The sequence below is a fragment of the Pseudomonas chlororaphis genome (assembly GCA_001023535.1).
Lineage (GTDB): Bacteria > Pseudomonadota > Gammaproteobacteria > Pseudomonadales > Pseudomonadaceae > Aquipseudomonas > Aquipseudomonas chlororaphis_E.
The window spans coordinates 4,274,478-4,300,369 of the sequence record CP011020.1; the positions used below are offsets into that span (position 1 = coordinate 4,274,478).

The 25,892-nt window shown below is 63.9% G+C and carries 20 protein-coding genes; 19 read left to right on the plus strand and 1 reads right to left on the minus strand.

The features are described from left to right. Positions 1-13: 13 nt before the first annotated feature. On the minus strand, positions 14-604 hold the full coding sequence (locus tag VM99_18740) for a peptide synthetase (GenBank protein AKK00012.1): 591 nt from the start codon (positions 602-604) through the stop codon (positions 14-16). A gap of 614 nt (positions 605-1,218) precedes the next feature. On the opposite strand from VM99_18740, the gene VM99_18745 reads away from it, so the two are divergent. The 19 genes from VM99_18745 (at position 1,219) to VM99_18835 (ending at position 25,754) form a co-directional block, all read left to right on the plus strand. Then, positions 1,219-2,628, plus strand: coding sequence for a hypothetical protein (locus tag VM99_18745; GenBank protein AKK00013.1), 1,410 nt, complete (start codon positions 1,219-1,221; stop codon positions 2,626-2,628). A 3-nt stretch (positions 2,629-2,631) separates the two neighbouring features. Then, positions 2,632-3,582 (plus strand): hypothetical protein, encoded by a 951-nt coding sequence (locus VM99_18750; protein ID AKK00014.1) that lies wholly within the window; start codon positions 2,632-2,634, stop codon positions 3,580-3,582. Further along, the gene (locus tag VM99_18755) at positions 3,579-4,376 is read left to right on the plus strand and encodes a transglutaminase (protein AKK00015.1); all 798 of its coding nucleotides are present in this window, start codon (positions 3,579-3,581) and stop codon (positions 4,374-4,376) included. The genes VM99_18750 and VM99_18755 overlap by 4 nt, the downstream gene beginning before the upstream one ends. Before the next feature lie 396 nt (positions 4,377-4,772). Continuing rightward, positions 4,773-5,375 carry a prevent-host-death protein gene (locus tag VM99_18760; GenBank protein ID AKK00016.1) on the plus strand — a complete coding sequence of 201 codons (603 nt, stop codon included), beginning with the start codon at positions 4,773-4,775 and terminating at the stop codon, positions 5,373-5,375. A 26-nt stretch (positions 5,376-5,401) separates the two neighbouring features. Next, complete coding sequence (locus tag VM99_18765) at positions 5,402-7,006, plus strand: membrane protein (protein ID AKK00017.1); 1,605 nt, start codon at positions 5,402-5,404, stop codon at positions 7,004-7,006. Positions 7,007-7,023: 17 nt separating this feature from the next. Next, a complete protein-coding gene (locus VM99_18770; protein AKK00018.1) occupies positions 7,024-8,823 on the plus strand; it encodes a biopolymer transporter ExbB in 1,800 nt (599 codons plus the stop codon). Positions 8,824-8,833: 10 nt separating this feature from the next. Further along, positions 8,834-9,259: a biopolymer transporter ExbD gene (locus VM99_18775; protein ID AKK00019.1), complete on the plus strand. Its 426-nt coding sequence runs from the start codon at positions 8,834-8,836 to the stop codon at positions 9,257-9,259. Between the two features lie 2 nt (positions 9,260-9,261). Further along, entirely contained in the window at positions 9,262-9,966 is a 705-nt protein-coding gene (locus tag VM99_18780; GenBank protein AKK00020.1) for an energy transducer TonB, read from the plus strand. A gap of 39 nt (positions 9,967-10,005) precedes the next feature. Then, positions 10,006-11,697 carry a membrane protein gene (locus VM99_18785; GenBank protein AKK00021.1) on the plus strand — a complete coding sequence of 564 codons (1,692 nt, stop codon included), beginning with the start codon at positions 10,006-10,008 and terminating at the stop codon, positions 11,695-11,697. Positions 11,698-11,712: 15 nt separating this feature from the next. Next, the gene (locus VM99_18790) at positions 11,713-12,360 is read left to right on the plus strand and encodes a DNA repair protein (protein ID AKK00022.1); all 648 of its coding nucleotides are present in this window, start codon (positions 11,713-11,715) and stop codon (positions 12,358-12,360) included. 23 nt (positions 12,361-12,383) lie between these two features. After that, positions 12,384-12,863, plus strand: a complete 480-nt coding sequence (locus VM99_18795) for a hypothetical protein (GenBank protein AKK00023.1) — start codon at positions 12,384-12,386, stop codon at positions 12,861-12,863. Next, positions 12,860-13,804 carry a peptidylprolyl isomerase gene (locus VM99_18800; protein ID AKK00024.1) on the plus strand — a complete coding sequence of 315 codons (945 nt, stop codon included), beginning with the start codon at positions 12,860-12,862 and terminating at the stop codon, positions 13,802-13,804. Before VM99_18795 ends, VM99_18800 begins: the two co-directional genes overlap by 4 nt. A 102-nt stretch (positions 13,805-13,906) precedes the next feature. After that, positions 13,907-14,890, plus strand: coding sequence for a LysR family transcriptional regulator (locus tag VM99_18805; protein ID AKK00025.1), 984 nt, complete (start codon positions 13,907-13,909; stop codon positions 14,888-14,890). A 214-nt stretch (positions 14,891-15,104) separates the two neighbouring features. Next, positions 15,105-15,776, plus strand: coding sequence for a lipoprotein (locus VM99_18810; GenBank protein AKK00026.1), 672 nt, complete (start codon positions 15,105-15,107; stop codon positions 15,774-15,776). Positions 15,777-15,879: 103 nt separating this feature from the next. Then, the gene (tpx, locus tag VM99_18815; GenBank protein ID AKK00027.1) at positions 15,880-16,380 is read left to right on the plus strand and encodes a peroxidase; all 501 of its coding nucleotides are present in this window, start codon (positions 15,880-15,882) and stop codon (positions 16,378-16,380) included. A gap of 219 nt (positions 16,381-16,599) precedes the next feature. Next, complete coding sequence (locus VM99_18820) at positions 16,600-17,916, plus strand: secretion protein HlyD (GenBank protein AKK00028.1); 1,317 nt, start codon at positions 16,600-16,602, stop codon at positions 17,914-17,916. Beyond that, complete coding sequence (locus VM99_18825) at positions 17,913-21,008, plus strand: multidrug transporter (GenBank protein ID AKK00029.1); 3,096 nt, start codon at positions 17,913-17,915, stop codon at positions 21,006-21,008. The genes VM99_18820 and VM99_18825 overlap by 4 nt, the downstream gene beginning before the upstream one ends. 160 nt (positions 21,009-21,168) lie before the next feature. Further along, positions 21,169-24,273, plus strand: a complete 3,105-nt coding sequence (locus VM99_18830; protein AKK00030.1) for an acriflavine resistance protein B — start codon at positions 21,169-21,171, stop codon at positions 24,271-24,273. Continuing rightward, positions 24,270-25,754, plus strand: coding sequence for an RND transporter (locus VM99_18835; GenBank protein AKK00031.1), 1,485 nt, complete (start codon positions 24,270-24,272; stop codon positions 25,752-25,754). The genes VM99_18830 and VM99_18835 overlap by 4 nt, the downstream gene beginning before the upstream one ends. Positions 25,755-25,892 lie beyond the last annotated feature (138 nt).

A 25,892-nucleotide genomic window follows, 5' to 3' on the forward strand; every position in this document is an offset into this window, starting at 1 on the left:
TGCCCAGGCTGGATTACTGCGCATTCTCGGCGGCCAGTTCTTCCAGGTCGATGTAGCGGTTACCGATACGCGGATGCAGGCGACCGCCATCGGCGCAGCCCAGGACCACGACGATTTCGTCGGCGCGCGGGGCGTCTTCGATCTGCATCTCCAGGGTGATGTAGTGCGAGCGCAGGCCTTCGTCGTCCTTGTGCATCATCGGAATCTGGATCGAAGTGCCCGGGCCGCCGCGCTTGTTGGTGAAGCTCAGGTAGCTCTTGGCCTTGACCGCTTCACGGTAGTGATTGCCGAAGCGCAGGGTGTGGATGACGGCGGACGCGTGTTCGATTTCACCGTCGGCACCGACCACGGCGGCCTTGCCGTAGGCTTCGATCTTTTGCGCACCACCGATGATGCCCACCAGACGCTCGACCATCAGCGCGCCGAGGTCGGAGCAATTGGCACGGATCTCCGGCTTCAGGTCCTCGACAAAACCACGGCCCAGCCACGGGTTCTTCATGACCACCGCCAACCCGACCATGGTCACCGGCTTATCCGTGGCCTTGCCGCCTTCGATGAAGGTTTCTTCGACATAGCTGACGATCTTGCGAATTTCGAAACTCATGAGCTGCTCCATAGGAGGGTGAAGGAAGTCTGTGCGTATGATGGTATACCATAATACTGTAAGCGCAAGAGGTGGCTTTCAGAATGTTTCCAAGGGGCGACAAAAGGAGGGATCGGGGAGGGGCAATCTGTAACAACAGGCTTCGCGGCCACAAAAAGGCCAAAGGCCGACTATCCTCTGGAAATAATGTCCCTCTTTCGGTGCAACGAGCGCTGGTTACCCGTCGTATTGCACCTATTCGACCCGTTCCAGGCGACACACCGACGGCAGGAGCTGAACGTTTCATCCCCGCAGGCCGGATTTCGACCCGCACCACGCAAATCACCTTCGCATTAGCGAACATTCGCCCAGGTTTTCCCCGCCAAAACCGGTTAGGCACAGCGATTGCTAAGGTTCATCCAGCAACCACCGCAAGAGGACTAAACCCCAAGGAGCCCATTACCGCGCAGATTCAACCAGGGGGCGCTCGTCATCCAGACGCAAAGGCCAGTTCAGAGACCGCTGCAATTAGAGGGGCTCGCAGAAACAGGGGCTGATTAAAACCAGGCAAGGCCGAACCATTGGAATGACGCAGTGATAAAAAATGCCGTGTAGAACGCGGCTGGGAGTTGGCTATGCCCCACGCTTTTTTTGATGAAATGTATGACGCCAAGGGTGACTGCCGCCCGCATTACCAGGCCTTCTCACGCTGGCTGGCGGACACGCCCCACGAATTGCTCGAACAACGCCGGCGCGAAGCCGACCTGTTGTTTCACCGCGCCGGTATCACCTTCACCCTCTACGGCGATGAGCAGGGCACCGAACGGCTGATCCCCTTCGACATCATCCCCCGCAGCATCAAGGCCAGCGAATGGCGGACCGTCGAACGCGGCTGCATTCAGCGGGTCCAGGCCCTGAACATGTTCCTGGCCGACATCTATCACGGCCAACGCATCCTCAAGGAAGGCATCATCCCGCCCGAGCAGGTGCTCGCCAACGAGGGTTACCAGATCGCGATGCAGGGCCTGAACCTGCACCGGGGCATCTACGCCCACATCGCTGGGGTCGACCTGGTGCGCGACGGTGACGGCAGTTACTACGTGCTGGAAGACAACCTGCGCACGCCCAGCGGCGTGAGCTACATGCTCGAAGACCGCAAAATGATGATGCGCCTGTTCCCCGAGCTGTTCGCCGCCCAGCGCGTGGCCCCCATCGATCATTACCCGAACCTGTTGCTCGATACCCTCAAGCGCTCCAGCCCCCTGGACAACCCCACTGCCGTGGTGCTAACCCCGGGCCGCTTCAACAGCGCCTATTTCGAACACGCGTTCCTGGCCCGGGAAATGGGCGTGGAACTGGTGGAGGGCGCCGACCTGTTCGTGCGCGACGACCACGTGTACATGCGCACCACGGCAGGCCCGCAGCAGGTGGATGTGATCTATCGCCGTCTCGACGATGCCTTCCTCGACCCGCTGTCGTTCAACCCCGACTCGATGCTGGGGGTGCCAGGGCTGATCGCCGTCTACCGTGCCGGCAATGTGGTGTTGGCGAATGCGGTCGGCACCGGCGTCGCCGACGACAAGTCGATCTACCCCTATGTCGACGAGATGATCCGCTTCTACCTCACCGAAGAGCCGATCCTGAAGAACGTGCCGACCTGGCAATGCCGCAAGCCCCAGGACCTGTCCCATGTACTGGCCAACCTGCCGGACCTGGTGGTCAAGGAAACCCAGGGTTCCGGCGGCTACGGCATGTTGGTGGGGCCGGCCGCCACGGCAGCGGAGATCGAGGACTTCCGTGCTCGCCTCAAGGCTCGACCCGAAGCCTACATCGCCCAACCGACCCTGAGCCTGTCCACGTGCCCGACCTTTGTCGAGAGCGGGATCGCGCCCCGGCACATCGACTTGCGTCCGTTCGTGCTGTCGGGCAAGGAAACCCGCCTGGTGCCCGGCGGCCTGACCCGCGTGGCACTGCGCGAAGGCTCGCTGGTGGTGAATTCGTCCCAGGGCGGCGGCACCAAAGACACCTGGGTCGTGGAGGACTAAGACATGCTTTCAAGAACCGCTTCGGACCTCTACTGGATGTCCCGTTACCTGGAGCGCGCCGAGAACCTGGCGCGCATGCTCGAAGTCAGTTATTCGCTGTCGCTGATGCCTCAGGCCGGGCGCGGCGACGGGCACGCCGAGCTGGCCATGTCGTTGTTGGCCGCCGGCACCCTGGACGATTACAACGCGCGCTATGACGCCCTCAACAGCGAGCACATGCTGCATTTCTTCGCCCTGGACGAAACCAATCCCGGCAGCATCTACAGTTGCCTGCGGGCCGCACGGACCAATGCCCACGCGGTGCGCGGACGAATCACCGCCGACATGTGGGAGAACATCAACGCCACCTGGCTGGAAATGCGCAACATCGCCAGCAACGGCCTGGGCCGCTACGGCATCAGCCATTTCTGCGAGTGGGTCAAGGAGCGCTCGCACCTGTTCCGCGGCGCGACGTCGGGCACCATCATGCGCAACGACGCCTACAGCTTCATTCGTCTCGGCACCTTTATCGAGCGGGCGGACAACACCTTGCGCCTGCTGGATGCACGCTACGAAATGTTCGGCGAGGAGTCGGAGGAGGTCAGCGACAATTCGGCCCGTGGTTACTACCAGTGGAGCGCCTTGCTGCGGGCGTTGTCGTCGTTCGAGGCGTTCAACGAGATCTACCGTAATGCGCCCAATGCCGAGCAGGTATCGGAGATGTTGCTGCTGCGTGCCGATGTCCCGCGTTCGTTGCTGGCCTGCATCGAGGAACTGGACCAGATCCTCGCCAGCCTGCCGGGCCACAACGGCCGGCCAGCCCAGCGTCTGGCGGCGGAGTTGCATGCGCGCCTGCGCTATTCGGGAATCGACGAGATCCTCGCATCGGGCCTGCATCAATGGCTGACCGACCTTATTGGCCAGGTGCGCCACCTGGGCCAGACCGTTCATGAGTCTTACCTGGAGGTCGTATGAAACTGTCCATACGCCACGACACCACTTACCGTTATGCCGATGAAGTCTGCACCAGCATCCAGTTCCTGCGCCTGACGCCCCGGGACACCCCGCGCCAGCGCATCCTGGAGTGGCACCTGGAACTGCCGCGCCTGGTGCGCAGCCAGCTCGACCCGTACGGCAACATCCTGCACGTGATGACCATGGACGAACCCCACGGCGCGCTGGTGCTGAGCGCTTATGGCGAGGTGGAAATCGATCAGTCGGTGGAAAAGGAACCCGATGACCAGTCACCGCTGCCGTACCTGCGTACCAGCCGGCTGACGCTCGCCGACGAGGCCCTCAGTGCGTTCGCCCTTGAGCAATGTGCCGGGCGCCGCGACCGTGCGGCGCTGGCCGACTTGATGGACGGGCTGGTCACGCGAATGCCCTACAGCCTCGGCACCACGGCGGTGAACAGTACGGCGGCGGAAGCCTTCGCCGGTGGCGCGGGGGTGTGCCAGGACCATACCCATGCATTCCTGGCCTGCGCCCGCAGCCTGGGAATTCCGGCGCGCTATGTCTCGGGCTACCTGTGCACCGACGATGAACATCACCTGGCCAGCCATGCCTGGGCCGAGGCCTGGCTGGACGATGGCTGGTACAGCTTCGACATCACCAACCGCCTGACCCGCCCCGACCGTCACCTGAAACTGGCCGTCGGCCTGGACTACCTCGACGCCTGCCCTGTACGCGGCATGCGTCGCGGTGGCGGGGCGGAACACATGCAGGCCCGAGTGCAGGTGAACTCGATGGTGCAAGTCCAACATCAATAGACGAGGGATCCACTGAATCGCGAGCAGGATCTCCACAAAACCTGCGCCAGCCAAAGCCCCCTGTGGGAGCGGGCTTGCCCGCGAAGGGGCCAGCCCAGCCAGCATCACCGGCCCAGACAGACCGCTTTCGCGGGCAAGCCCGCTCCCACAAATAAGTAGGGGATGCTCACAAAACCTGCGCCTGGCGTTGCTTAGGTGTGAGCACCCGAGAACCGCTTTCAAGCACCTGCTCAGTCACCCACCACACCCCCTCCATTTGCCAAAGAATGAAGCTTTCATGACAAAAGTTCGGTAGCACATCGCCATTCCCGTCATGCCTGTGTGACGTGTTCGAGGGGCCCCTTTGGGGTCGTTTGGAGCCGGGGCGCGAAGCCGGGAGTGAGGGCGATGGGGACTATGGAACGTTATTCGAAAGTGGGCATGCAGGAGCTTGACCAGCGGCTGTCGAAAATCGTCGAGGCGGCGCGCAAGCAGCCGGTTTCGGTGTACCGCTACGGCGCGCCGTGGGTCTGGATCGTTTCCCAGGATGACTGGCAGGGCGCGCTCAAGGAAGTGTCCAGCTACATTCCGCAGGGTCATTCGCTGGTCCTGCTGCGTCCGCAGATCGACGACCTGCTCGACGACCATCGCGACGTGTTGCAGGGCCTCAACGCCGATGCCGAGATGCTCATCGCGCCGCAGACCGCCATGCACATCCTCTTGCTGCAACTGCTCTATTCGGTGCCCAGCGAGCAGCAACTCTACGAACAACTCAATTACAACCTGCTGTTCCGCTGGTTCGTCGGCCTCGACCTGAACCAGAAGGTCTGGAGTTTCAACGTCTTGAGCAAAGACCTCGCCACGCTGCTGGGCGATGCGCGGGCGGTGAGGCTCATCGAGAAAATCATCGGTGAAGTGTTCTGTGGCGCCTTGCTGCAAATGCCCGAGTTCTCCTTGAACTTTGCGCTGCTGCACACCTGGCTGGCCCGGCACGCCACGACATCGACTGCCAGCAATTGAGCCGTATCTTGAATTCAGGGGGTGGTGTGGAGCATTTTTTCAAAGCGCGGCCGGCGGTGTGGGGCTGGTTGCTACTGGCGGTCGGCGGGCCGTCGGCATTCGCGGCCGAAGGCGGGCAGGAGGCCGAGGCGGCTGCTGCGCGGCGGGTGGACGTGAACGAATACTTCGTGCGTGGCAACACCGTGCTCGATGCCCGGGCTATCGAGGAAGCGGTATACCCTTTCCTCGGCCCGCAAAAGGCCTTGAGCGACATCGAAGGGGCTCGCGACGCCTTGCAAAAGGTCTATCAGGCGCGCGGCTATCAATCGGTGTTCGTCGAACTGCCCGAGCAGAAGGTCGAAGACGGCATCGTCTATCTGCAAGTCAGCGAAACCAAGGTCGGTCGCGTGCGAGTGGTGGGGGCCAAGCATTATTCGCCGGTGGAAATCCGTGACGACGTGCCGGCCCTGAAGGAGGGCGAGGTGCCCGATTTCGCCCAGGTCCAGGCAGAACTGGCGCGCTTGAACAAGACCCCGGGGCGTCAGGTGATGCCGCTGGTGCGCGAAGGCCAGCGGCCCGGCACCATGGACGTGGACTTGCAGGTCGAAGACCAGAACCCTTGGCAAGCCAGCCTCGGGCTGAACAACGATTACAGCGCCGACACGGAAAAACTGCGCACCGTCGCCAGCCTCGGCTACAACAACCTCTGGCAACTGGGCCACAGCGTTTCGCTGACCTTCTTCACCGCCCCTCAGGACACCGCAAACGCCAAGGTCTGGTCGGGCTCCTACACGGCGCCGTTGGACGATCGCTGGAGCGTGCAGTTCTCTGGCTACCAGTCCGACAGCAACGTGGCGACCGTCGGCGGCAGCAACGTGCTGGGCAAGGGCCACTCCTATGGCGTTTCGGCGATCTACAGCCTCCCGTCGAGTCCAACCTGGGCCAACACGTTCTCCGTTGGCGTGGATTTCAAGGACTTCGATGAAGAGCTGAGCCTGGGTGGCTCCAGCGACAAGGCACCGCTCAAGTACGCGCCTTTTACCTTCGCCTATAACGGCCTGCGCTACACCGAAAGCAGCCAGTTGGGCCTGGGCCTGAGCCTGGTGGCGGGTACGCGCAGCTTGCTGGGCTACGGCAGTTCCGACGAAGACTTCGACTACAAGCGCTACCGCGCCAGCCCCAGCTTTGCCGTGCTCAAGGGCGACGGCAACTACACCTTCACCTTCGGCAACGACTGGCAGAGCGCATCCAAAGCGGCATTCCAATTGGCTTCCGGGCCGCTGGTCTCGAACGAGCAATTCTCTGCCGGCGGCGCCACATCCATACGCGGTTACCTGGCGGCCGAACGCACCGGCGACGATGGCTACCTGTTGTCCCAGGAGCTGCGCACACCGTCCCTGGCCAAGTTCCTCGGCAGCTATGTCCAGGAGTGGCGCTTCTACGCCTTCGCCGAGGGCGCGCAGTTGTACCTGCGTGACGAGCTGCCCGACCAGGACGCCGACTACGCCCTTGCCAGCGTTGGCCTCGGCACTCGGGCGAGCCTGAGCAAATGGCTGTCCGGCAGCCTCGATTGGGGCTTTCCGCTGCTCGACGGGCCGAACACCTCGAAACAGGAATCGCGCCTGCATTTCAACCTGCAAGCGACGTTTTGAACCCAGGAGTCATGTCCATGCAACGCTTATTGTTATCCGTGTTTATCTGCCTGGGGCTGGTGCTTCCGGCGACCGCCAATGCCTGGTGGCAGGACGATTGGCACTACCGCAAACAGATTTCCGTGGACACCACGCCCCAGGGCGCCGCCATCGCCCAGGCCCTGGGTCGCACGGCGCTGCTGGTGCGCCTGCACACCGGCAACTTCACCTTCGACGGCGTCAAGGACGATGGCTCGGACCTGCGTTTCGTCAGTGCCGACGACAAGACCGTGCTCAACCACCAGATCGAAAGCTTCGACCCGTTGATGGGCATGGCGCTGATCTGGGTCGATGTGCCGAGCGTGGAGGGCGGTCAACGCCAGGACCTGTGGATGTACTACGGCAACCAGAAAGCGCCGGCCACCGGCAGCGGCCAGTTGACGTTCGACCCGGACTACACCGCGCTGTACCACTTCGACGGCGCCACCGGCGTGCCGCCCCGTGACACCACCGCCTACGGCAACAATGCCCAGGGCGCAACGGGCACCAGCATCGATGGCGTGATCGGTCGTGCCTTGCAGTTCAGCGGCCAGCCGCTGCTGCTGCCCGCCAGCCCCTCGCTGCAACACAATGCCGGCGCGGCATTCACGTTCAGCACCTGGCTGCGCCAGGACCAGGCCGGCGGCGAGCAGATCGTCCTGGCCCGCCATGAAGGCGCCGCCAGCCTGCTGGTGGGGGTGAACCAGGGCGTGCCGTTCGTGGCGATCGATGGCCAGCGGGCGGTCTCGACCCAGCCGCTGAACCCCGGCCAATGGCAACACCTGGCCTTGACTGCCTCGGGTGACCGGGTGGTGCTGTACGTCAACGGCCGCGAGAGCGCGAGCCTCGCCGTGGCGATGCCGGCATTCAATTCGCCGATTGCGCTGGGCGCCGACGTCACGGCCGGTGCGTTCGCACCGTTCAGCGGCGCCATGGACGAAGCACGCCTTTCCAAGGTCGCTCGTCCGGCACCGCTGCTGCTGGCCGATGCGAACGCCCAGGGCGCCGAATCGAAACTGGTGGCCTACGGCGTCGATGAAGAGCAGTCCGGTTTCGGTTTCGGCAGCCTGGGGTTCCTGTTGAACGCCGTGCCGCTGGACGCCTGGGTGATCATCGCGGTGCTGGTGCTGATGATGTTCCAGTCGTGGATCATCATGATCCGCAAAAACCGCATGGTCAGCCGTCTCAGCGCGGCCAACCAGGCCTTTCGCGAGCAGTTCGCCAGGATCGGCACGCGCCTGGAAATGTTCGCCGACGACCAGGACCTCGCCCAGCGCCTGCAGCATTCCTCGCTGTGGCGCCTGTACCTGGTGGCCGTCAAGGAGATCCGCACCCGGCGCGAGCAGGGCGCCGATACCTCGTCGGTGTCGGCCGCCACCATCGAGGCGATCCGTTGCTCCATGGACGGCGTGCGGACCCGGGAAAACCAACTGCTGAGTTCGAAGCTCTCGACCCTGTCCAACGCCATCGCCGGCGGCCCCTACATCGGCCTGCTCGGCACCGTGCTGGGGATCATGGTGGTGTTCCTCGGCACGGCGATGGCCGGTGACGTGAACATCAACGCCATCGCCCCGGGCATGGCCGCCGCGTTGCTCGCCACCGCCATGGGCCTGTTCGTCGCGATCCCCGCGCTGTTTGGCTACAACCGCCTGATCACCCGCAACAAGGAAGTCAGCGCCGACATGCGGGTGTTCGTCGACGAGTTCATCACCCGCCTGGCGGAAATGCATGGTGAAGGCCAGGCCGGTGAGTCGGCCCATCGCCGCGACCATCACGCCCAATCGTTCGTACCGGCCTGAGGGGATCGAGATGGCTAGCGTAAATGCTTCACACGATGACGACGATGACGCGGCAGTGGACAGCATCAACATCACGCCGCTGGTGGACGTGCTCATGGTGGTGCTGGTGATGTTCATCCTGACCGCCACGGCGCAGGTGTCGGGCATCCAGATCAACCTGCCGAAGGCCAGCGCCTCGGTGTCGTTGTCCGAGGCCAAGACCAAGGCGATTTCGGTGAATGACGGCGGCCAGGTGTTCCTCGACGCCTACCCGGTGACGCTGGCCGAGCTGGAAGAGCGCTTACGCATCGAGAAGGCCCAGAACCCGGACTTTCCGATCATCGTGCGCGGTGACGCCACGGTGCAGTACCAGAAAGTCATCGAAGTGCTCGACCTGTTGCGGCGGCTGGAACTGTCCCAGGTCGGCCTCGTGACCGGCAAACCGAACCAGGGCTGACCATGACCGCGAAACTTCCCATCAACCCGCCCCCGGTGAAGCGCTCGCCGCTGCGCCTGCTCAAGTGGGCCGCGGGCCTGCTGCTGGCTGGCGTGGCCGCCTGGCTGCTGTGGCAGTGGGCCAACGACATGAGCGGTGTGCGCCGTGAAGCACCAAAGGTGCCGACCATCATCCCGCTGCCACCACCGCCGCCACCCCCTCCGGAAAAACCCAAGGAACCGGAGCCCAAGGTCGAGGAAAAGGTGGTCGAGCCCGAACCGACCCCGGAACCCGAAGAGGTCAAGCCCGAGGAAGAAGCGCCGCCCTCGCCAGTGGATGACCTGACGAACCCGATGCAGATGGACGGCGACGCCCAGTCCGGCAACGACGCCTTCAACATCGGCGCGGGCAAGGGGGGCGGCATGGCAGGCGCGGGCGGTGGCCGGCTGGGCAATGGCACCTACAGCCAGTTCCTGGCCTTCACCTTCCAGCGCTTGCTGCGGGAGAACCCCGAGCTGCGCAGCCTGGCGTTCTCGCTGCAGGCCGACGTCTGGCTCAGCGCCGTGGGCGAGATCACCCGGGTCGAACTGGTCAAGTCCAGCGGCAATGCGCAAGTGGACAACCAGGTGATCTCTGCGCTGCGGGCCGCCCCGCATTTGAGTGAGCGGCCGCCGGCTTCCCTGACGTTGCCGGTACGCCTGTCCCTGCAGGGACGGCGTCCGGGTTAATCGACTATTTCAAAGTTCGCCAACAGGAGTTGTGTGCAGATGATTTCCAATGTGAATCGATTGTCGTGGGCGGTTGGGCTGGTGGTCTTGAGCCTGGCCGGGCACGGGGTCTGCGCCCCGGCGCCCTCGGAGAACGCCACGATCAATCTGATCCGCCTGCTGGTGCAGCAGGGCGTGCTCAAGCAGGACCAGGCCGACGGCCTGATCGCCCAGGCCGAGCGCGAAGCGGTGCAGGCGCGCCAGGCCGCCACGGCGGTGGCTGCGGCGCCGGCCGGTGCGCCGGGGGACGTACGGGTGCAGTACGTGCCGAACATCGTGCGTGATCAGATCCGCGACCAGGTCAAGGCTGAAGTCATGGCCACCGCCAAACAGGAAAACTGGGCCCAGCCCAACACCTTTCCGGACTGGGTTTCGCGGATCAGTTTCGATGGCGACATTCGCCTGCGGGATGAGTCGCGCTACTACTCAGGCACCAACAGCAACCAGATCGTCGACTTCGCCCGGCTCAACGACAGGGGGCCGTACGACGTCAACCCCAACAGCAGCACGGGTCTGCCGCCGCTGCTCAACACCCGCGAAGACCGGGAAAACCTGTTCCGCCTGCGGGCGCGCCTGGGCATGAAGGCGGTGATCGCCCCGGAGTGGACCGCTGGCATCCGCATCGGCACCGGTTCGGACAACAACCCGGTGTCCACCACCCAGACCCTGGGCGGTGGTTTCGGCAAGAAAGACATCTGGCTCGACCAGGGCTACCTGACCTGGAAGCCCTCGGATGAGCTGACCGTGACCGGCGGGCGTTTCGCCAACCCGTTTTTCTCCACCGACCTGCTGTACTCCGGCGACCTGAACTTCGATGGCGTGGCGGCGATTTTCAATCGCAAGCTCAACCAGGATTGGGGGCTGTTCGGCACCGTCGGCGCGTTCCCGGTGGAGTACACCAACGACACCAGTACCAGCAACGGTTCGGACAAGGAGGAGAGCGACAACAAGTGGCTGTACGGTGCGCAACTGGGGGCCAACTGGGCCATCAACGACAGCAACCGGATCAAGGCCGCCATGGCCTACTACCGCTTCGACGACATCGAAGGCCAGCGCTCCTCGCCTTGCCAGCCGTGGGCCGGCGACCCTGGCTGCGACAGCGACGGCTCGCGCGTGGCGTTCATGCAGAAGGGCAACACCGTGTTCCTGCTGCGGGACATCACGCCCAACCCCCTCAACCCGGCCACCACGCCACAACCGCAGTTCGTCGGCCTGGCCTCGGAATTCAACCTGCTGGACCTGAATTTCGCCTGGGACGCCGACCTGCCCGCCGACCTGAAGCTGCGCAGCCAGGCCCACTACGTCCACAACCTGGGCTACGACGAAGGCGAGATGCGCAAACGCTCGGCAGGGCAGTTCGCCAACAACCTGGACAGCGACGGCGAAGTGCAGAGCGGCGCCAACGCCTGGATGCTGCAGTTCACCCTGGGCAATTCGCTGGAGCTCAAGCGCCAGGGCGATTGGAACCTGTTCGCCGGCTACAAGTACATCCAGCCGGATGCCTTGCCGGACGGCTTCAACGATTCGTCGTTCCACTTGGGCGGCACCAACGCCAAGGGTTATTTCCTGGGCGGCAACTACGGCCTGGCGAGCAACGTCTTCGCCACCGGCCGCTGGTTGAGTTCCGAAGCGGTGTACGGCGCGCCGTACGACATCGATGTCTTGCAGCTTGAAATCAACACGCGCTTCTAAGCGCAGGGAGGCCTCATGAAAAGGCGAGCCATGAACCATGTGCCGGTGACGTTGCTGCTGGCGGGCCTGCTGCTCAACGGCAGTGCCCACGGCGAAGGCCTGGAGGAACGCTTGCGCGCGCAACTGCGCAGCACCACGGCGCAATTGCAGGCCCTGCAAAGCGAACAGGCCCAGGCCAGCGCCGCGCGCCAGGCCGCCGAGACCCAAGCCCGGGACGCGCAGGCGCAAATCAAGCAACTGACCGCGCAACTGAGCAAGGCCCAGGCCCTGAACGAGCAACTGGCCGGGCACCAGCAGAGCCTGCAAAGCCAGGCGCAGGCCCAGGTCGCGGCCAGCAACGAGCAGATCGGCAAGTTCAAGAAAGCCTACGACGAGCTGTTGACCCTGGCCCGTGGCAAGGAAGCCGAGCGCGCGCGCCTGGAGGCGCAATTGACCGAACGTGACACACAAGTGCAGCAATGTTCGGTCAAGAATAAACAGATGTACGACGTGGCCAAGACGCTGCTCCACGCCTACGAAACCATCGACGTGGCCGACGTGATGAAGATCCGCCAGCCATTCGCCGCCAAGACCCGGGTGCGTTTCGAGGAACTGGCCCAGGGCTTTGGCGATGATCTCTACAAGAACCGTTTCGATGCGCCTCAGGCCTCGATCACCCACTGACACAGAACAAGGAAGAACCGACCATGAGCGCAATGATTGAACAGGTTTCTGTCCAATCCCTGACCGAGCTGTTGCAAGCGGCAGGTTACCGGGTCAACGAAACCGAGCAGAACGGCATCGTGCAACTGCTCAGCGCCAGCCAGGGCATCGGTTACGCCGTGCGTTTTGGTAACCCTACACCGAGCGCTGGCGAGTACCTGGATTTCACCTTCAGTTGTGCCTTGCGTGTGCAGGGTGAGTTGCCGGCCGGGCTGGCGGAGTTGTGGAACGCCTCGCGCCGCTTTGCCCGGTTGTCGGTGCAGGGCGAGTTCCTGGTGATGGAAATGGACGTGGTGGTGGCGGCCGGCGTGAGCGTCGATCACCTGCGCAGCCAGCTTGAACTGTGGGACCGCCTGCTACAGGAGTTCATTGTCTACCTGCGCGAATACAACCAGAACGCCGAGCGGCTGCAAGACCCGGCGTCGCCGGCCGAGGCTGCGCTGCAAGAGGCTGTCGCATCGTGAACAAGCCGACCTTTGTCGTCAGCGCCGCAACCCTGGGCCTGGTCGCCGTGGCGGTAGTCCTGGGCATGCGGCCGGGCAGCGATCCGGTGGCCGCGGTGCAGGCCGTCAGCGTGGTTTCGTCCGAATCGCCGAGCCTGGCCCGGCTGGGCAACCAGCAGGTCAGCCCGGACGAACTCAAGTCGCTGCTGGCAGCGCTGACCCCCGAGGTGCGTCAGCAGATGCGCGGCAATCGCACCGCGCTCGAAGGCTGGATCCGCGCGCGCCTGGCAGAAAAAGCCGTGCTGGAGCAGGCCGACGCGCAAGGCTGGCGACAGCGTCCGGACGTGGAGCGCCAGACCCGGGCGGCGACCGAGCAGATCGTGTTTCGCGACTACTTGCAATCGGTCAGCCAGGTGCCCGCCGGGTACCCCAGCGAAGACGAGCTGAAGCAGGCCTACAATGCCGGCAAAGCCAACTGGACCGCGCCGGCGCTGTACCGCGTCAGTCAGATATTCCTCGCCGCCACCGAGCCGCAAACGGTGGAGGCGGTGCGCCGACAAGCGCTGGAGTTGAGCAAGAAGGCCCAGGCGTCGCCGGCCGAGTTTGCCGCCCTGGCCAGCCGCTATTCCCAGGAGCGCGGCAGTGCCGAGCGCGGTGGCGACAGTGGCTACCAGCCGTTGCAGCAATTCGTGCCACCGGTTCGCGAGACGGTGGCGCGGATGAAGGTCGGCGCCGTTTCCGACCCGGTGCAGAGTGCGGCGGGGTTCCATGTGATCAAGCTCACCGAGCAGCAGCCGGCCCGGGACGCGACCCTGGAGGAAGTCCGCGAACGGTTGACCCAGGCCCTGCGCGCCCAGCGCCAGGAACAGATCGCCAAGGCCTACCTGGAGGGCATGCTCGACACCGCGACCTTGAGCATTGACGGGGCGCAGTTGAGCAAGGTCCTGGAGGAGGTCCGCTAGCCTTGGACTCGAAGGGTGTTACCTCTTGCCAGAGGCGCGTTCAACCAGAAATGAATGATTGTGTAGCACCTGCTTATCCGTACAACCGACAGGGAGTCACCCATGACCTTCACCGAGCCAGCAGGACGCCAGGCTGTCATCCACCCTTATCGCACCCCGTTGCGTGCCCCTGACCCCTGGCTTGCCTTGGCCGGGAACATCGAGCCCCAGGTGGTGCAATGTTTTTTGGTCAGTGCGCGATGTGGCTGCTTCATGCAAGCGGCGCGCAGCCTCAACGTCAAGGCCACTTGGTTGCGCAAGCAACTGGCGCACCTGGAAGGGCGCCTGCAACGCTCGCTGTTCAGTTACCAGGGCAGCACCCTGACCCTCAGCCGCGAAGGCCGGCAATTGCAGGCACGCTTGATTGCCCTGGCTCAGGAAGGGACGCCGCCGCTGAACGACCAGCCGCTGATTCGCCTGGCGGTGGCCGAACCGATCCTGCACGACATCCTCGGGCGCGACCTGATCTCGCTGTTGCGACGCAATGCCAGCGTCCGCTTGCAGATCATCACCCTGGACAGCGACCTGGCGCTGCAAGCCGTCAGTGCCGACCTGGTGCTGTGGCTCAGTGATACCCAGGCGACGATGCCGGGGCCCAGCTTCGCTACGTTGCCGGCGCAGCGCCTGGCGCGGCTGGACTATGTGCCACACATGGCCAAGCGCTATTCGCGGCCGGCGACGCGTCCGCAGCGCCTGGAGGATCTGAACGACTACATGCTGGTGCAATGGCTGGCGGACCGGCAGGTGGACAGCTTCACGCCCTGGAACAGCCTGATGGAGCAGCGCCGGGCCGGCGTGGTGCAGGTGCAATCCTATGAATTGATGCTGGAGATGATCCGATGCAGCGCCTGCATTGGCCTGGTGCCGCAGTACATGAGCCGCTTCGACCGCGGCCTGGTGGCCTTGCCGGGCATCTTCGGCTCGCCGATGCAGCGCGAAGTATGGATGGCCATCAACGCCGACGCCCAAGCCTCGGCAGAGATACAAATGCTCGTCGAGCTGATCCGCCATACCCTGGATGAGCGTCGGGACTGGTTTCAGACATAAGCCCTGGCCCCATCGGCATCTACCTCAAATGCCTGTAGGAGTGAGCTTGCCCGCGAAGGCGTCGGCACGGTCCACGGGTATGCCGGCTGACCGAGCGCGTCGCGGGCAGGTTTGCTCCCATCGTCGGGCGCCTTCGATAAAACAGGCAAAACCCCAGGCATTGTCTATACCTTTAACTCAAACCCGGTCCCGGGTGGATGACAGGAGTGGCCGCATGAAACTCGCGTCAATGATTGGCAGCGTCTGCATCGCCTCGCTCGCCTTGTTGGGTTGCTCCACTCAAGTCACCCAGCCGGACGAGTACTCCGGTTTCCTGGGCGATTACAGCCGGCTCAAGCAGGACAAGTCGCCGTCGGGCGCCGAGGTGATGCGCTGGATTGATCCCACGATCGACCCGAGCAAATACACCAGCATCTATATCGAGCCGACGCAGCTTTATCCCAAGCCCCAGCCGACCGTCAGGATTCCTCAGGCCACCTTGTCCGGCATCACGGCTTACTACGACCAGGCGCTCATGCGTGAAGCGGGAAGATCCCTGCCGTTGGCCAAGAGCCCGGGCCCTGGGGTGTTGGTGATGCGCGCGGCCATTACTGCCGTGGGCAGCAAGACCCAAGGCCTGAAGCCTTATGAAGTGGTGCCGATTGCCCTGGTGGCGGCGGCGGTCAGCACGGCCAGTGGTATTCGTGACCAGGAAACCACTCTGGGCACCGAAGCGGTGTTTCTCGACGGCGGCAGCAATGCCGTGATCGCCCAGGTGGTGCGCAAAGGCACGGGCAAGCCGTTGGCCAACGACGCCCAGGTGATGAAAGTCGATGATGTCAAACCGGTCATCGATGGCTGGGCGAATGACATGCACCAGTCATTCCTGAAACTCAAGGCCAAGTAGCGGCGCCCGAAGCATGACTTTTTCTGTCCGGGCATAGGTCATGGCGGCATTTCATGGTTAACTCCGGCCTCGACCTTTCAAACCTGTCAGAAGGAATCCGTTCATGGCTCAAGTCACGCTCAAAGGCAACCCGGTTCAAGTCAACGGCCAATTGCCCCAAGCCGGCTCCAAGGCGCCAGCCTTTTCCCTGGTGGCCGGCAATCTGTCCGACGTTACCCTGGCGAGCTTCGCCGGCAAGCGCAAGGTGCTGAATATTTTCCCAAGCGTCGACACGCCGACCTGCGCCACCTCTGTGCGCAAGTTCAATGCCCAGGCCAACGAGCTGGATAACACCGTGGTGCTGTGCATCTCCGCCGACCTGCCGTTCGCCCAGGCACGTTTCTGCGGCGCCGAAGGCCTGGACAACGTCCAGAGCCTGTCGACCCTGCGCGGTGCCGAGTTCATCCAGAACTATGGCGTGGCCATTGCCGATGGTCCGCTCAAGGGCCTGACCGCCCGTGCCGTCGTCGTGCTGGACGAGAACGACACCGTGCTGCACAGCGAGCTGGTCAAGGAAATCGCCGAAGAGCCTAACTACGACGCGGCGCTCAGCGCGCTGAAGTGATGCCGTGAAACCAGGCATCCTGAAATAAGTGTTCTGAAACAGATCATTTATTACAATTTCGACGGCCAGGGTCCAACCCAGGCCGTTTTTATTTGTACTTCAAGGCTTTAGCCGATTTGACGAAAGGTAAGCCCAAGGTAAATTGCCGGTAAAGCCGCTTTGCTAAATACCGCCCAGTGCTTATCGTTCAGCCTCCCGTAGAAGAAGCCCACGCGCCCAATGGTTGATCACTCCATGCAATCCTCTGTTTCCCGTCATCCCCGCCGCTGGCTATTCGGCTTGCTTATCCTCCTGGTCGTCGCGCTGCTGGCCTGGAAGTTCTGGCCCTCCAGCACGACCCAGAAGCCTGGGGCAGGGCAGAAGGCCGCAGCCGGGCACATGGGACGCTCGGGCGGCATGCGGCCTGGATTCGGCGGCGCCTCGGGGCCGATCCCGGTCCGCGTGGCGCCGGCGGTCACCGGTGATTTCCCGCTGTACTACAAGGCGCTGGGCACGGTCACGGCGCTCAACACCATCAATGTGCGCAGCCGGGTGGGCGGGGAACTGGTCAAGATTGCCTTTGAAGAAGGGCAGATGGTCAAGGCCGGCGACCTGCTGGCCGAGATCGACCCGCGTCCATACCAGAACGCGTTGCTCCAGGCCGAAGGCACGCTGTTGCAGAACCAGGCGCAATTAAAGAATGCCCAAGTGGATCTGGAGCGTTATCGCGGGCTGTATGCCGAAGACAGCATCGCCAAGCAGACTCTCGATACGGCCGCCGCGCTGGTAGGCCAGTACCAGGGCACGGTGAAGACCAACCAGGCGGCGGTCAACGACGCCAGGCTCAACCTTGAATTCACCAAGATCCGTGCGCCGATCTCCGGGCGCGTCGGCTTGCGCCAATTGGATGTCGGCAACCTGGTGGCGGCGAACGACACCACGGCCCTGGCGGTCATCACCCAGACCCAACCAATCAGCGTCGTGTTCACCCTTCCGGAAAACAGCCTCGAAACCGTGCTGGCCCGTTACCACAGTGGCGCGAAGCTGCCGGTCGAAGCCTGGGACCGGGGTGACGAAAAACTCCAGGCCAAGGGTGTCCTGCAGAGCCTGGACAACCAGATCGACGTGACCACCGGCACCCTGAAGTTCAAGGCTCGCTACGATAACCGCGACCAGTCGCTGTTTCCTAACCAGTTCGTCAACGTGCGCCTGCTGGCCGACACCCTCAAGGGCGTGATCCTGGCACCGACGGCCGCCATCCAGTTCGGCACCAATGGCACCTTTGTCTATGCCCTGGAGGGCGACAAGAAAGTCACCCTCAAGAAACTCAAGATCGGCGCCAGCGACGGCGAGAACACCGTGGTCACCGAAGGCCTGGCCGCCGGCGATCGGGTGGTGCTGGAAGGCACCGACCGCCTGAAGGAAGGCAGCGAAGTGGAAGTGGTCAACGACAGCCAGGACGTGCCCACTTCACCCACCGAACACTTGCAGGGCAAGACCGCGGCGGCGCCGGCTGAATCGGCAGCGGCCGACAAGGCGAAAAAGGGCGGCGCATGAATCTCTCGCGGCTGTTCATCCTGCGTCCGGTCGCCACGACCCTGAGCATGCTGGCCATCGTCCTGGCCGGCCTGATCGCCTATCGGCTGTTGCCGGTGTCGGCGTTGCCCCAGGTCGATTACCCGACCATCCGCGTGATGACCCTGTACCCCGGCGCCAGCCCCGATGTGATGACCAGTGCGGTGACCGCGCCCCTGGAGCGCCAGTTCGGGCAGATGCCGGGCCTGACGCAGATGGCCTCCACCAGTTCCGGTGGCGCGTCGGTGATCACCCTGCGCTTCAATCTCGAAATCAACATGGACGTCGCCGAGCAACAGGTGCAGGCGGCGATCAACGCCGCCACCAACCTGCTGCCCAACGACCTGCCGGCGCCGCCGGTGTACAACAAGGTCAACCCGGCGGACACCCCGGTGCTGACCCTGGCGATTACTTCCAAGACCATGCTGCTGCCCAAGCTCAATGACCTGGTGGACACCCGCATGGCGCAGAAGATCGCGCAGATCAGCGGGGTCGGCATGGTGACCATTGCCGGTGGCCAGCGCCAGGCGGTGCGGATCAAGGTCAACCCCGAGGCGCTGGCGGCCAACGGCCTGAACCTGGCGGATGTACGCACGCTGATCGGTGCGTCCAACGTCAACCAGCCCAAGGGCAACTTCGACGGCCCGACCCGGGTCTCGATGCTCGACGCCAACGACCAGTTGACCTCGCCCAAGGATTACGCCGAGCTGATCCTGGCCTATGCCAACGGCGCGCCGTTGCGGCTCAAGGATGTGGCGCAGATCGTCGATGGTGCCGAGAATGAGCGCCTTGCCGCCTGGGCCAACGAAAACCAGGCCGTGCTGCTGAACATCCAGCGCCAGCCGGGGGCCAACGTCATCGAGGTGGTGGATCGGATCAAGGCCCTGCTGCCCAGCATCACTGACAACCTGCCAGCCGGCCTCGACGTCACCGTGCTCACCGACCGTACCCAGACCATCCGCGCCTCGGTCACCGATGTGCAACACGAACTGCTGATCGCCATTGCCCTGGTGGTCATGGTGACGTTCCTGTTCCTGCGCCGTGTCAGCGCCACCATCATCCCGTCCGTGGCGGTGCCGCTGTCGTTGATCGGGACATTCGGCGTGATGTACCTGGCGGGCTTCTCCATCAACAACCTGACGCTGATGGCCCTGACCATCGCCACCGGGTTCGTGGTGGACGACGCCATCGTCATGCTGGAAAACATCGCCCGCTATATCGAAGAAGGCGACAGTCCGTTGCAGGCCGCGCTCAAGGGGGCCAAGCAGATCGGCTTCACCCTGGTATCCCTGACGCTGTCGCTGATCGCCGTGCTGATCCCGCTGCTGTTCATGGCGGACGTGGTAGGGCGGCTGTTCCGTGAGTTCGCCATCACCCTGGCGGTGGCGATCCTGATTTCCCTGGTGGTGTCCCTGACGCTGACGCCGATGATGTGCGCGCGCCTGCTCAAGCGTGAACCCAAGGCACACGAACAAGGCCGTTTCTACCGCGCCAGCGGGGCCTGGATCGATTGGTTGATCGCCGGCTACGGACGCCGGTTGCAGTGGGTACTCAAGCACCAGCCGCTGACCCTGCTGGTGGCGGTGGGTAGCCTGGTGCTGACGGTGGTGCTGTACCTGGCCGTGCCCAAGGGATTTTTTCCGGTGCAGGACACCGGCGTAATCCAAGGCATTTCCGAAGCGCCGCAATCGATTTCGTTTGCCGCCATGAGTGAACGCCAGCAGCAACTGGCCAAGGTGATCCTCGCCGATCCAGCGGTGGACAGCCTGTCGTCCTACATCGGCGTGGACGGCGACAACGCCACGCTCAACAGCGGCCGCCTGTTGATCAACCTCAAGCCCCACGGCGAACGGGATGACAGCGCCACCGAGATCATTGCCCGGTTGCAGCCGCAATTGGATCGACTGGTGGGCATCCGCCTGTTCATGCAGCCGGTGCAGGACCTGACCATCGAGGACCGGGTCAGCCGCACCCAGTACCAGTTCAGCCTGTCGTCGCCGGACGCCGAGTTGCTCAGCCTCTGGAGCGGTCGGCTGGTCGAAGCCCTGGCCAGCCAGCCGGAACTGACCGACGTCGCCAGCGACTTGCAGGACAAGGGCCTCCAGGTCTATCTGGTGATCGACCGCGATGCCGCGTCACGCCTGGGCGTGTCGGTGTCGAACATCACCGATGCCTTGTATGACGCCTTCGGCCAGCGGCAGATTTCCACCATCTACACCCAGGCCAGCCAGTACCGCGTGGTGCTGCAGGCCCAGGCCGGGGAGCGCATCGGGCCCCAGGCGCTGGACCAGATTCACGTCAAGACCACCGACGGCGGGCAAGTGCGGCTGTCGAGCCTGGCCCGGGTCGAGGAACGCCAGGCGCAATTGGCGATTGCCCACATCGGCCAGTTCCCGGCGGTGATGATGTCGTTCAACCTCGCCCCCGGCGTGGCCCTCGGGCACGCGGTGGAGGTGATCGAAAAGGTCCAGCACGACATCGGCATGCCGCTGGGGGTACAGACCGAGTTCCAGGGTGCGGCCCAGGCGTTCCAGGCCTCGCTGTCGAGTACCTTGCTACTGATCCTGGCGGCCGTGGTGACCATGTACATCGTCCTCGGTGTGCTGTACGAAAGCTACATCCACCCGATCACGATCCTGTCCACGCTGCCATCGGCGGCCATCGGCGCCTTGCTGGCCCTGATCCTCACCGGCAACGACCTGGGGATGATCGCGATCATCGGCATCATCCTGCTGATCGGCATCGTCAAGAAGAACGCGATCATGATGATCGACTTCGCCCTCGACGCCGAACGTAACCAGGGCGTGGACCCGCAGACGGCGATCTACCAGGCCGCGCTGCTGCGCTTTCGGCCGATCCTGATGACCACCCTGGCCGCCTTGTTCGGGGCGGTGCCGCTGATGCTGGCCACCGGCTCCGGCGCCGAACTGCGCCAACCCCTGGGGTTGGTGATGGTGGGTGGGCTGCTGGTGAGCCAGGTGCTGACGCTGTTCACCACGCCGGTGATCTACCTGTATTTCGACCGCCTGGGCCGCCGCTTCGCCAAGCCGGATGGGAAAGAGGTGCAGGCATGACGGCGACGCCCGAAAACCTGGGGCGGGCGAACGCTCCGTGGCGAGGGAGCTTGCTCCCGCTGGGCTGCGCAGCGGCCCCTCGTGTGAGCGCTGCGCACTCAAGCGGGAGCAAGCTCCCTCGCCACGACAACTTGCGCATTGAAGCCCGGAGCGGTTGCTGATGAACCTCTCCGGCCCCTTCATCCGCCGTCCCGTGGCAACCATGCTCCTGAGTTTCGCCATCACGCTGCTCGGCGGGGTGTGCTTCGGCCTGTTGCCGGTGTCGCCGCTGCCGCAGATGGATTTCCCGGTGATTGTCGTCCAGGCCAGCCTGCCGGGCGCCAGCCCGGAAGTGATGGCGTCGACGGTGGCAACGCCCCTGGAACGCTCCTTCGGCGCCATCGCCGGGGTCAACACCATGAGCAGCCGCTCCAGCCAGGGCTCCACCCGCGTCATTTTGCAATTCGACCTGGACCGCGACATCAACGGCGCGGCGCGGGAGGTGCAGGCGGCGATCAATGCTTCGCGCAACCTGTTGCCCAGTGGCATGCGCAGCATGCCCACCTACAAGAAGGTCAACCCGTCCCAGGCACCGATCATGGTGCTGTCGCTGACCTCGGACGTGCTGGAGAAAGGCCAGCTCTACGACCTGGCCTCGACCATCCTGTCCCAGAGCCTGTCCCAGGTCTCGGGCGTCGGTGAAGTGCAGATCGGCGGCAGCTCCCTGCCGGCGGTGCGCATCGAACTGGAGCCCAAGTCGCTGGACCAGTACGGCGTGGCCTTGGACGACGTGCGCACCGCGATTGCCAACAGCAACGTGCGCCGGCCCAAAGGGTCGGTGGAGGACGACCGGCGCATGTGGCAGGTCCAGGCCAACGACCAGTTGGAAAAGGCCAAGGACTACGAAACGCTGATCATCCGTTACCAGGATGGCTCGGTGTTGCGGCTCAAGGACGTGGCGAAAGTCACCGACAGCGTCGAGGACCGCTACAACAGCGGTTTCTTCAATGACGATGCCGCGGTGTTGCTGGTGATCAACCGGCAGGCCGGGGCCAACATCATCGAGACCGTCAACGAGATCAAGGCCCAGTTGCCGGCTTTGCAGGCGGTGCTGCCGGCCAGCGTCAAGCTGAACTTGGCGATGGACCGCTCGCCGGTGATCAAGGCGACCTTGCATGAAGCGGAAATGACCCTGCTGATCGCCGTGGCCCTGGTGGTGCTGGTGGTGTTCCTGTTCCTCGGCAACTTCCGTGCTTCGCTGATCCCGACCCTGGCGGTGCCGGTGTCGCTGGTGGGCACGTTCGCGGTGATGTACCTGTACGGCTTTTCGTTGAACAACTTGTCGCTGATGGCGCTGATCCTTGCCACCGGGCTGGTGGTGGACGATGCCATCGTGGTGCTGGAGAACATTTCCCGGCACATCGACGAGGGCGTGGCGCCGATGAAGGCGGCCTACCTGGGGGCGAGTGAAGTCGGGTTTACCCTGCTGTCGATGAATGTCTCCCTGGTGGCGGTGTTCCTGTCGATCCTATTCATGGGCGGGATCATCGAGAGCTTGTTCCGCGAGTTCTCCATCACCCTGGCCGCGTCCATTGTGGTCTCGCTGGTGGTTTCGCTGACGCTCACGCCAATGCTCTGCGCCCGCTGGCTCAAGCCGCACGTGCCGGGTCAGGAGAACCGCTTGCAGCGCTGGAGCCACCGCCTCAACGAGCGCATGGTGCGTGGCTACGCCACCAGCCTGGACTGGGTCCTGCGCCATCGCCGCCTGACCTTGCTCAGCCTGTTGGTGACCATCGGGGTGAACGTGGCGTTGTACGTGGTGGTGCCGAAGACCTTCATGCCGCAGCAGGACACCGGCCAGTTGATCGGTTTCGTGCGCGGCGATGACGGGCTGTCGTTCAACGTGATGCAACCGAAGATGGAAATCTTCCGGCGTGCTGTGCTCAAGGATGATGCGGTGCAGAGCGTCGCCGGCTTCATTGGCGGCAACAACGGCACCAACAATGCCTTCATGCTGGTGCGCCTCAAGCCGATCAAGGACCGGGAGATTTCCGCGCAGAAAGTCATCGAGCGCTTGCGCAAGGAAATGCCCAAGGTTCCTGGTGCCCAGCTGATGTTGATGGCCGACCAGGACCTGCAGTTCGGTGGCGGGCGCGAGCAGACCACCTCGCAGTATTCCTACATCCTGCAAAGTGCCGACCTGGCGTCCCTGCGCGAGTGGTACCCCAAGGTCACGGCGGCGTTCCGTGCCTTGCCGGAGCTGACCGCCATCGACGCGCGCGACGGTGGCGGGGCGCAGCAAGTGACACTGGTGGTGGACCGCGACCAGGCCAAGCGCCTGGGCATCGACATGAACATGGTCACGGCGGTGCTCAACAACGCCTACAGCCAACGGCAGATCTCCACCATCTACGACAGCCTCAACCAATACCAGGTGGTGATGGAGGTCAATCCCAAGTACGCCCAGGACCCGAGCACCCTGGAGCAAGTCCAGGTGATCACCGCCGACGGCGCGCGCGTGCCACTGTCGACCATTGCCCATTACGAGAACAGCCTGGAAGACGACCGGGTCAGCCATGAAGGCCAGTTCGCCTCCGAGAGCATTTCGTTCGACATGGCCGAGGGCGTGACGGTGGAGCAGGGCAGCGCTGCCATCGAGCGCGCCATTGCCAGGCTCGGCATGCCCGAAGACGTCATCGTGAAGATGGCCGGCACCGCCGACGCATTCGCGGCGACCCAGAAGAGCCAGCCGTTCATGATTCTCGGGGCATTGTTGGCGGTCTACCTGGTGTTGGGCGTGCTGTACGAGAGCTACATCCACCCGCTGACCATCCTCTCGACGCTGCCATCGGCCGGGGTCGGCGCGTTGCTGTCGATCTATGCGCTGGGCAGCGAGTTCAGCCTGATTTCACTGCTGGGGCTGTTCCTGCTGATCGGTGTGGTGAAGAAAAACGCGATCCTGATGATCGACCTGGCGCTGCAACTGGAGCGAGGCGGCCAATCGCCGCTCGAATCGATCCGCAGTGCCTGCCTGCTGCGCTTGCGGCCGATTCTGATGACCACCCTGGCGGCGATCCTGGGGGCCTTGCCGCTGCTGCTCGGCAATGCCGAAGGCGCGGAAATGCGCCAGCCGCTGGGCCTGACCATCATTGGCGGGCTGGTGTTCAGCCAGGTCCTGACCCTCTACACCACGCCGGTGGTGTACCTCTATCTTGATAAGTTGCGCCATCGCTTCAACCGCTGGCGCGGCGTGCGCACTGATGCTGCCCTGGAAACTCCGCTATGACCGATCGTTCGCCTTTCCATCTTGCCACCGTGTTGGCGACCGCCCGTGGGTCACGGGGACTGAGCCTGGCGCTGTGCGTGGCGATGCTCAGTGCTTGCGCCATCGGCCCGGATTACCAGCGCCCGTCGGCCGCCGCGCCAGCGCAGTACAAACAGGCCCAGGGCTGGCGCCAGGCCAATCCCAGCGACGCCTTGGCCCGAGGCGCCTGGTGGGAGTTGTACGGCGATACGCAGCTCAACGGCCTGGTGGAAACGCTCAATACCTCCAACCAGACCGTGGCCCAGGCCGAGGCGCAATACCGCCAGGCCCGGGCGCTGGTGCGCAGTGCGCGAGGCGCGTTTTTTCCGAGCGTGGACCTGACCGTGGGCAAGACCCGCTCCAGCCAGGGCACCGGCAGCAGCAGTTCGAGCCTGAGCAGTTCCTCCAGTGGCATCCGCGACACCTACAACGCCCAGGCGGGCGTCAGTTGGGAGGCCGACATCTGGGGCAAGCTGCGGCGTACCCTCGAAGCCGACGAGGCGAGCGCCCAGGCCAGCTTTGCCGACCTCGCCGCCATGCGCCTGAGCCAGCAGTCGGAGCTGGTGCAGAACTACCTGCAACTGCGGGTTCTCGATCAACAGAAGCGTTTGCTGCAAAGCACCGTCGACAACTATCAGCGCTCGCTGAAAATGACCGAGAACCAATACCGCGCCGGCGTTTCCGGCAGGGACGCGGTAGCCCAGGCCCAGAACCAGCTCAAGACCACCCAGGGCGACCTGATCGACCTGATCTGGCAGCGGGCCCAGTTTGAAAACGCCATCGCCGTGTTGATGGGCCTGCCGCCGGCCGAGTTCAAGCTGGCCGAGACCCAGGAGGTCCCGGCGCTGCCGCAAATCCCGGTGGCGCTGCCCTCGCAACTGCTCGAGCGCCGGCCGGACATCGCCTCGGCCGAGCGCTCGGTGATGGCCGCCAACGCCAACATCGGCGTGGCCAAGGCGGCTTATTACCCGGACCTGACCTTGAGCCTCAGCGGTGGCTACAGCAGCAGTACCTATGACAACTGGGTGAGCGTGCCGAACCGTTTCTGGTCGGTTGGGCCGCAGCTGGCCATGACCCTGTTCGACGGCGGCCAGCGCTCGGCGGAAGTCGACCGCAGCGTCGCCGCCTACGACCAGACCGTCGCCACTTATCGCCAGACCGTGCTCGACGGCTTTCGTGAGGTGGAGAACTACATGATCCAGCTCAAGGTGCTGGAAGATGAGGCGCGTGTGCGCCAGGAGGCCCTCGATGCCGCTCGCGAGTCCTTGCGCCTGACCCAGAACCAGTATAAGGCCGGGTTGATCGCGTACCTGGATGTGGTGACTGTCCAGGCCACCGCCTTGAGCAATGAGCGTAGCGTGCTGAGCCTGCAGCAGAGCCGCCTGATCGCCAGCGTGCAGTTGATTGCCGCGCTGGGGGGAGGGTGGGACGGGCGGCTGGAGGCGACTGACAAGGTTGATTAATTAGCCTGTGGCGAGGGAGCTTGCTCATGCCTGAGTGCGAAGCACTCAAAAAATGGGGCCGCTGCGCAGCCCAGCGGGAGCAAGCTCCCTCGCCACGGATCATCTTTATCGCTGCCATCGAGTCCCGCTTTTGGCCGA

Excerpts from the sequence above, each read along its gene's own strand:
- VM99_18750 (AKK00014.1), top strand. The coding sequence starts at position 2,632 with ATGCTTTCAAGAACCGCTTCGGACCTCTACTGGATGTCCCGTTACCTG.
- VM99_18835 (AKK00031.1), top strand. The coding sequence starts at position 24,270 with ATGACCGATCGTTCGCCTTTCCATCTTGCCACCGTGTTGGCGACCGCC.
- VM99_18755 (AKK00015.1), top strand. The coding sequence starts at position 3,579 with ATGAAACTGTCCATACGCCACGACACCACTTACCGTTATGCCGATGAA.
- VM99_18775 (AKK00019.1), top strand. The coding sequence starts at position 8,834 with ATGGCTAGCGTAAATGCTTCACACGATGACGACGATGACGCGGCAGTG.
- VM99_18810 (AKK00026.1), top strand. The coding sequence starts at position 15,105 with ATGAAACTCGCGTCAATGATTGGCAGCGTCTGCATCGCCTCGCTCGCC.
- VM99_18820 (AKK00028.1), top strand. The coding sequence starts at position 16,600 with ATGGTTGATCACTCCATGCAATCCTCTGTTTCCCGTCATCCCCGCCGC.
- VM99_18740 (AKK00012.1), bottom strand. The coding sequence starts at position 604 with ATGAGTTTCGAAATTCGCAAGATCGTCAGCTATGTCGAAGAAACCTTC.
- tpx (AKK00027.1), top strand. The coding sequence starts at position 15,880 with ATGGCTCAAGTCACGCTCAAAGGCAACCCGGTTCAAGTCAACGGCCAA.
- VM99_18745 (AKK00013.1), top strand. The coding sequence starts at position 1,219 with ATGCCCCACGCTTTTTTTGATGAAATGTATGACGCCAAGGGTGACTGC.
- VM99_18830 (AKK00030.1), top strand. The coding sequence starts at position 21,169 with ATGAACCTCTCCGGCCCCTTCATCCGCCGTCCCGTGGCAACCATGCTC.
- VM99_18780 (AKK00020.1), top strand. The coding sequence starts at position 9,262 with ATGACCGCGAAACTTCCCATCAACCCGCCCCCGGTGAAGCGCTCGCCG.
- VM99_18760 (AKK00016.1), top strand. The coding sequence starts at position 4,773 with ATGGAACGTTATTCGAAAGTGGGCATGCAGGAGCTTGACCAGCGGCTG.
- VM99_18785 (AKK00021.1), top strand. The coding sequence starts at position 10,006 with ATGATTTCCAATGTGAATCGATTGTCGTGGGCGGTTGGGCTGGTGGTC.
- VM99_18795 (AKK00023.1), top strand. The coding sequence starts at position 12,384 with ATGAGCGCAATGATTGAACAGGTTTCTGTCCAATCCCTGACCGAGCTG.
- VM99_18770 (AKK00018.1), top strand. The coding sequence starts at position 7,024 with ATGCAACGCTTATTGTTATCCGTGTTTATCTGCCTGGGGCTGGTGCTT.
- VM99_18825 (AKK00029.1), top strand. The coding sequence starts at position 17,913 with ATGAATCTCTCGCGGCTGTTCATCCTGCGTCCGGTCGCCACGACCCTG.
- VM99_18790 (AKK00022.1), top strand. The coding sequence starts at position 11,713 with ATGAAAAGGCGAGCCATGAACCATGTGCCGGTGACGTTGCTGCTGGCG.
- VM99_18805 (AKK00025.1), top strand. The coding sequence starts at position 13,907 with ATGACCTTCACCGAGCCAGCAGGACGCCAGGCTGTCATCCACCCTTAT.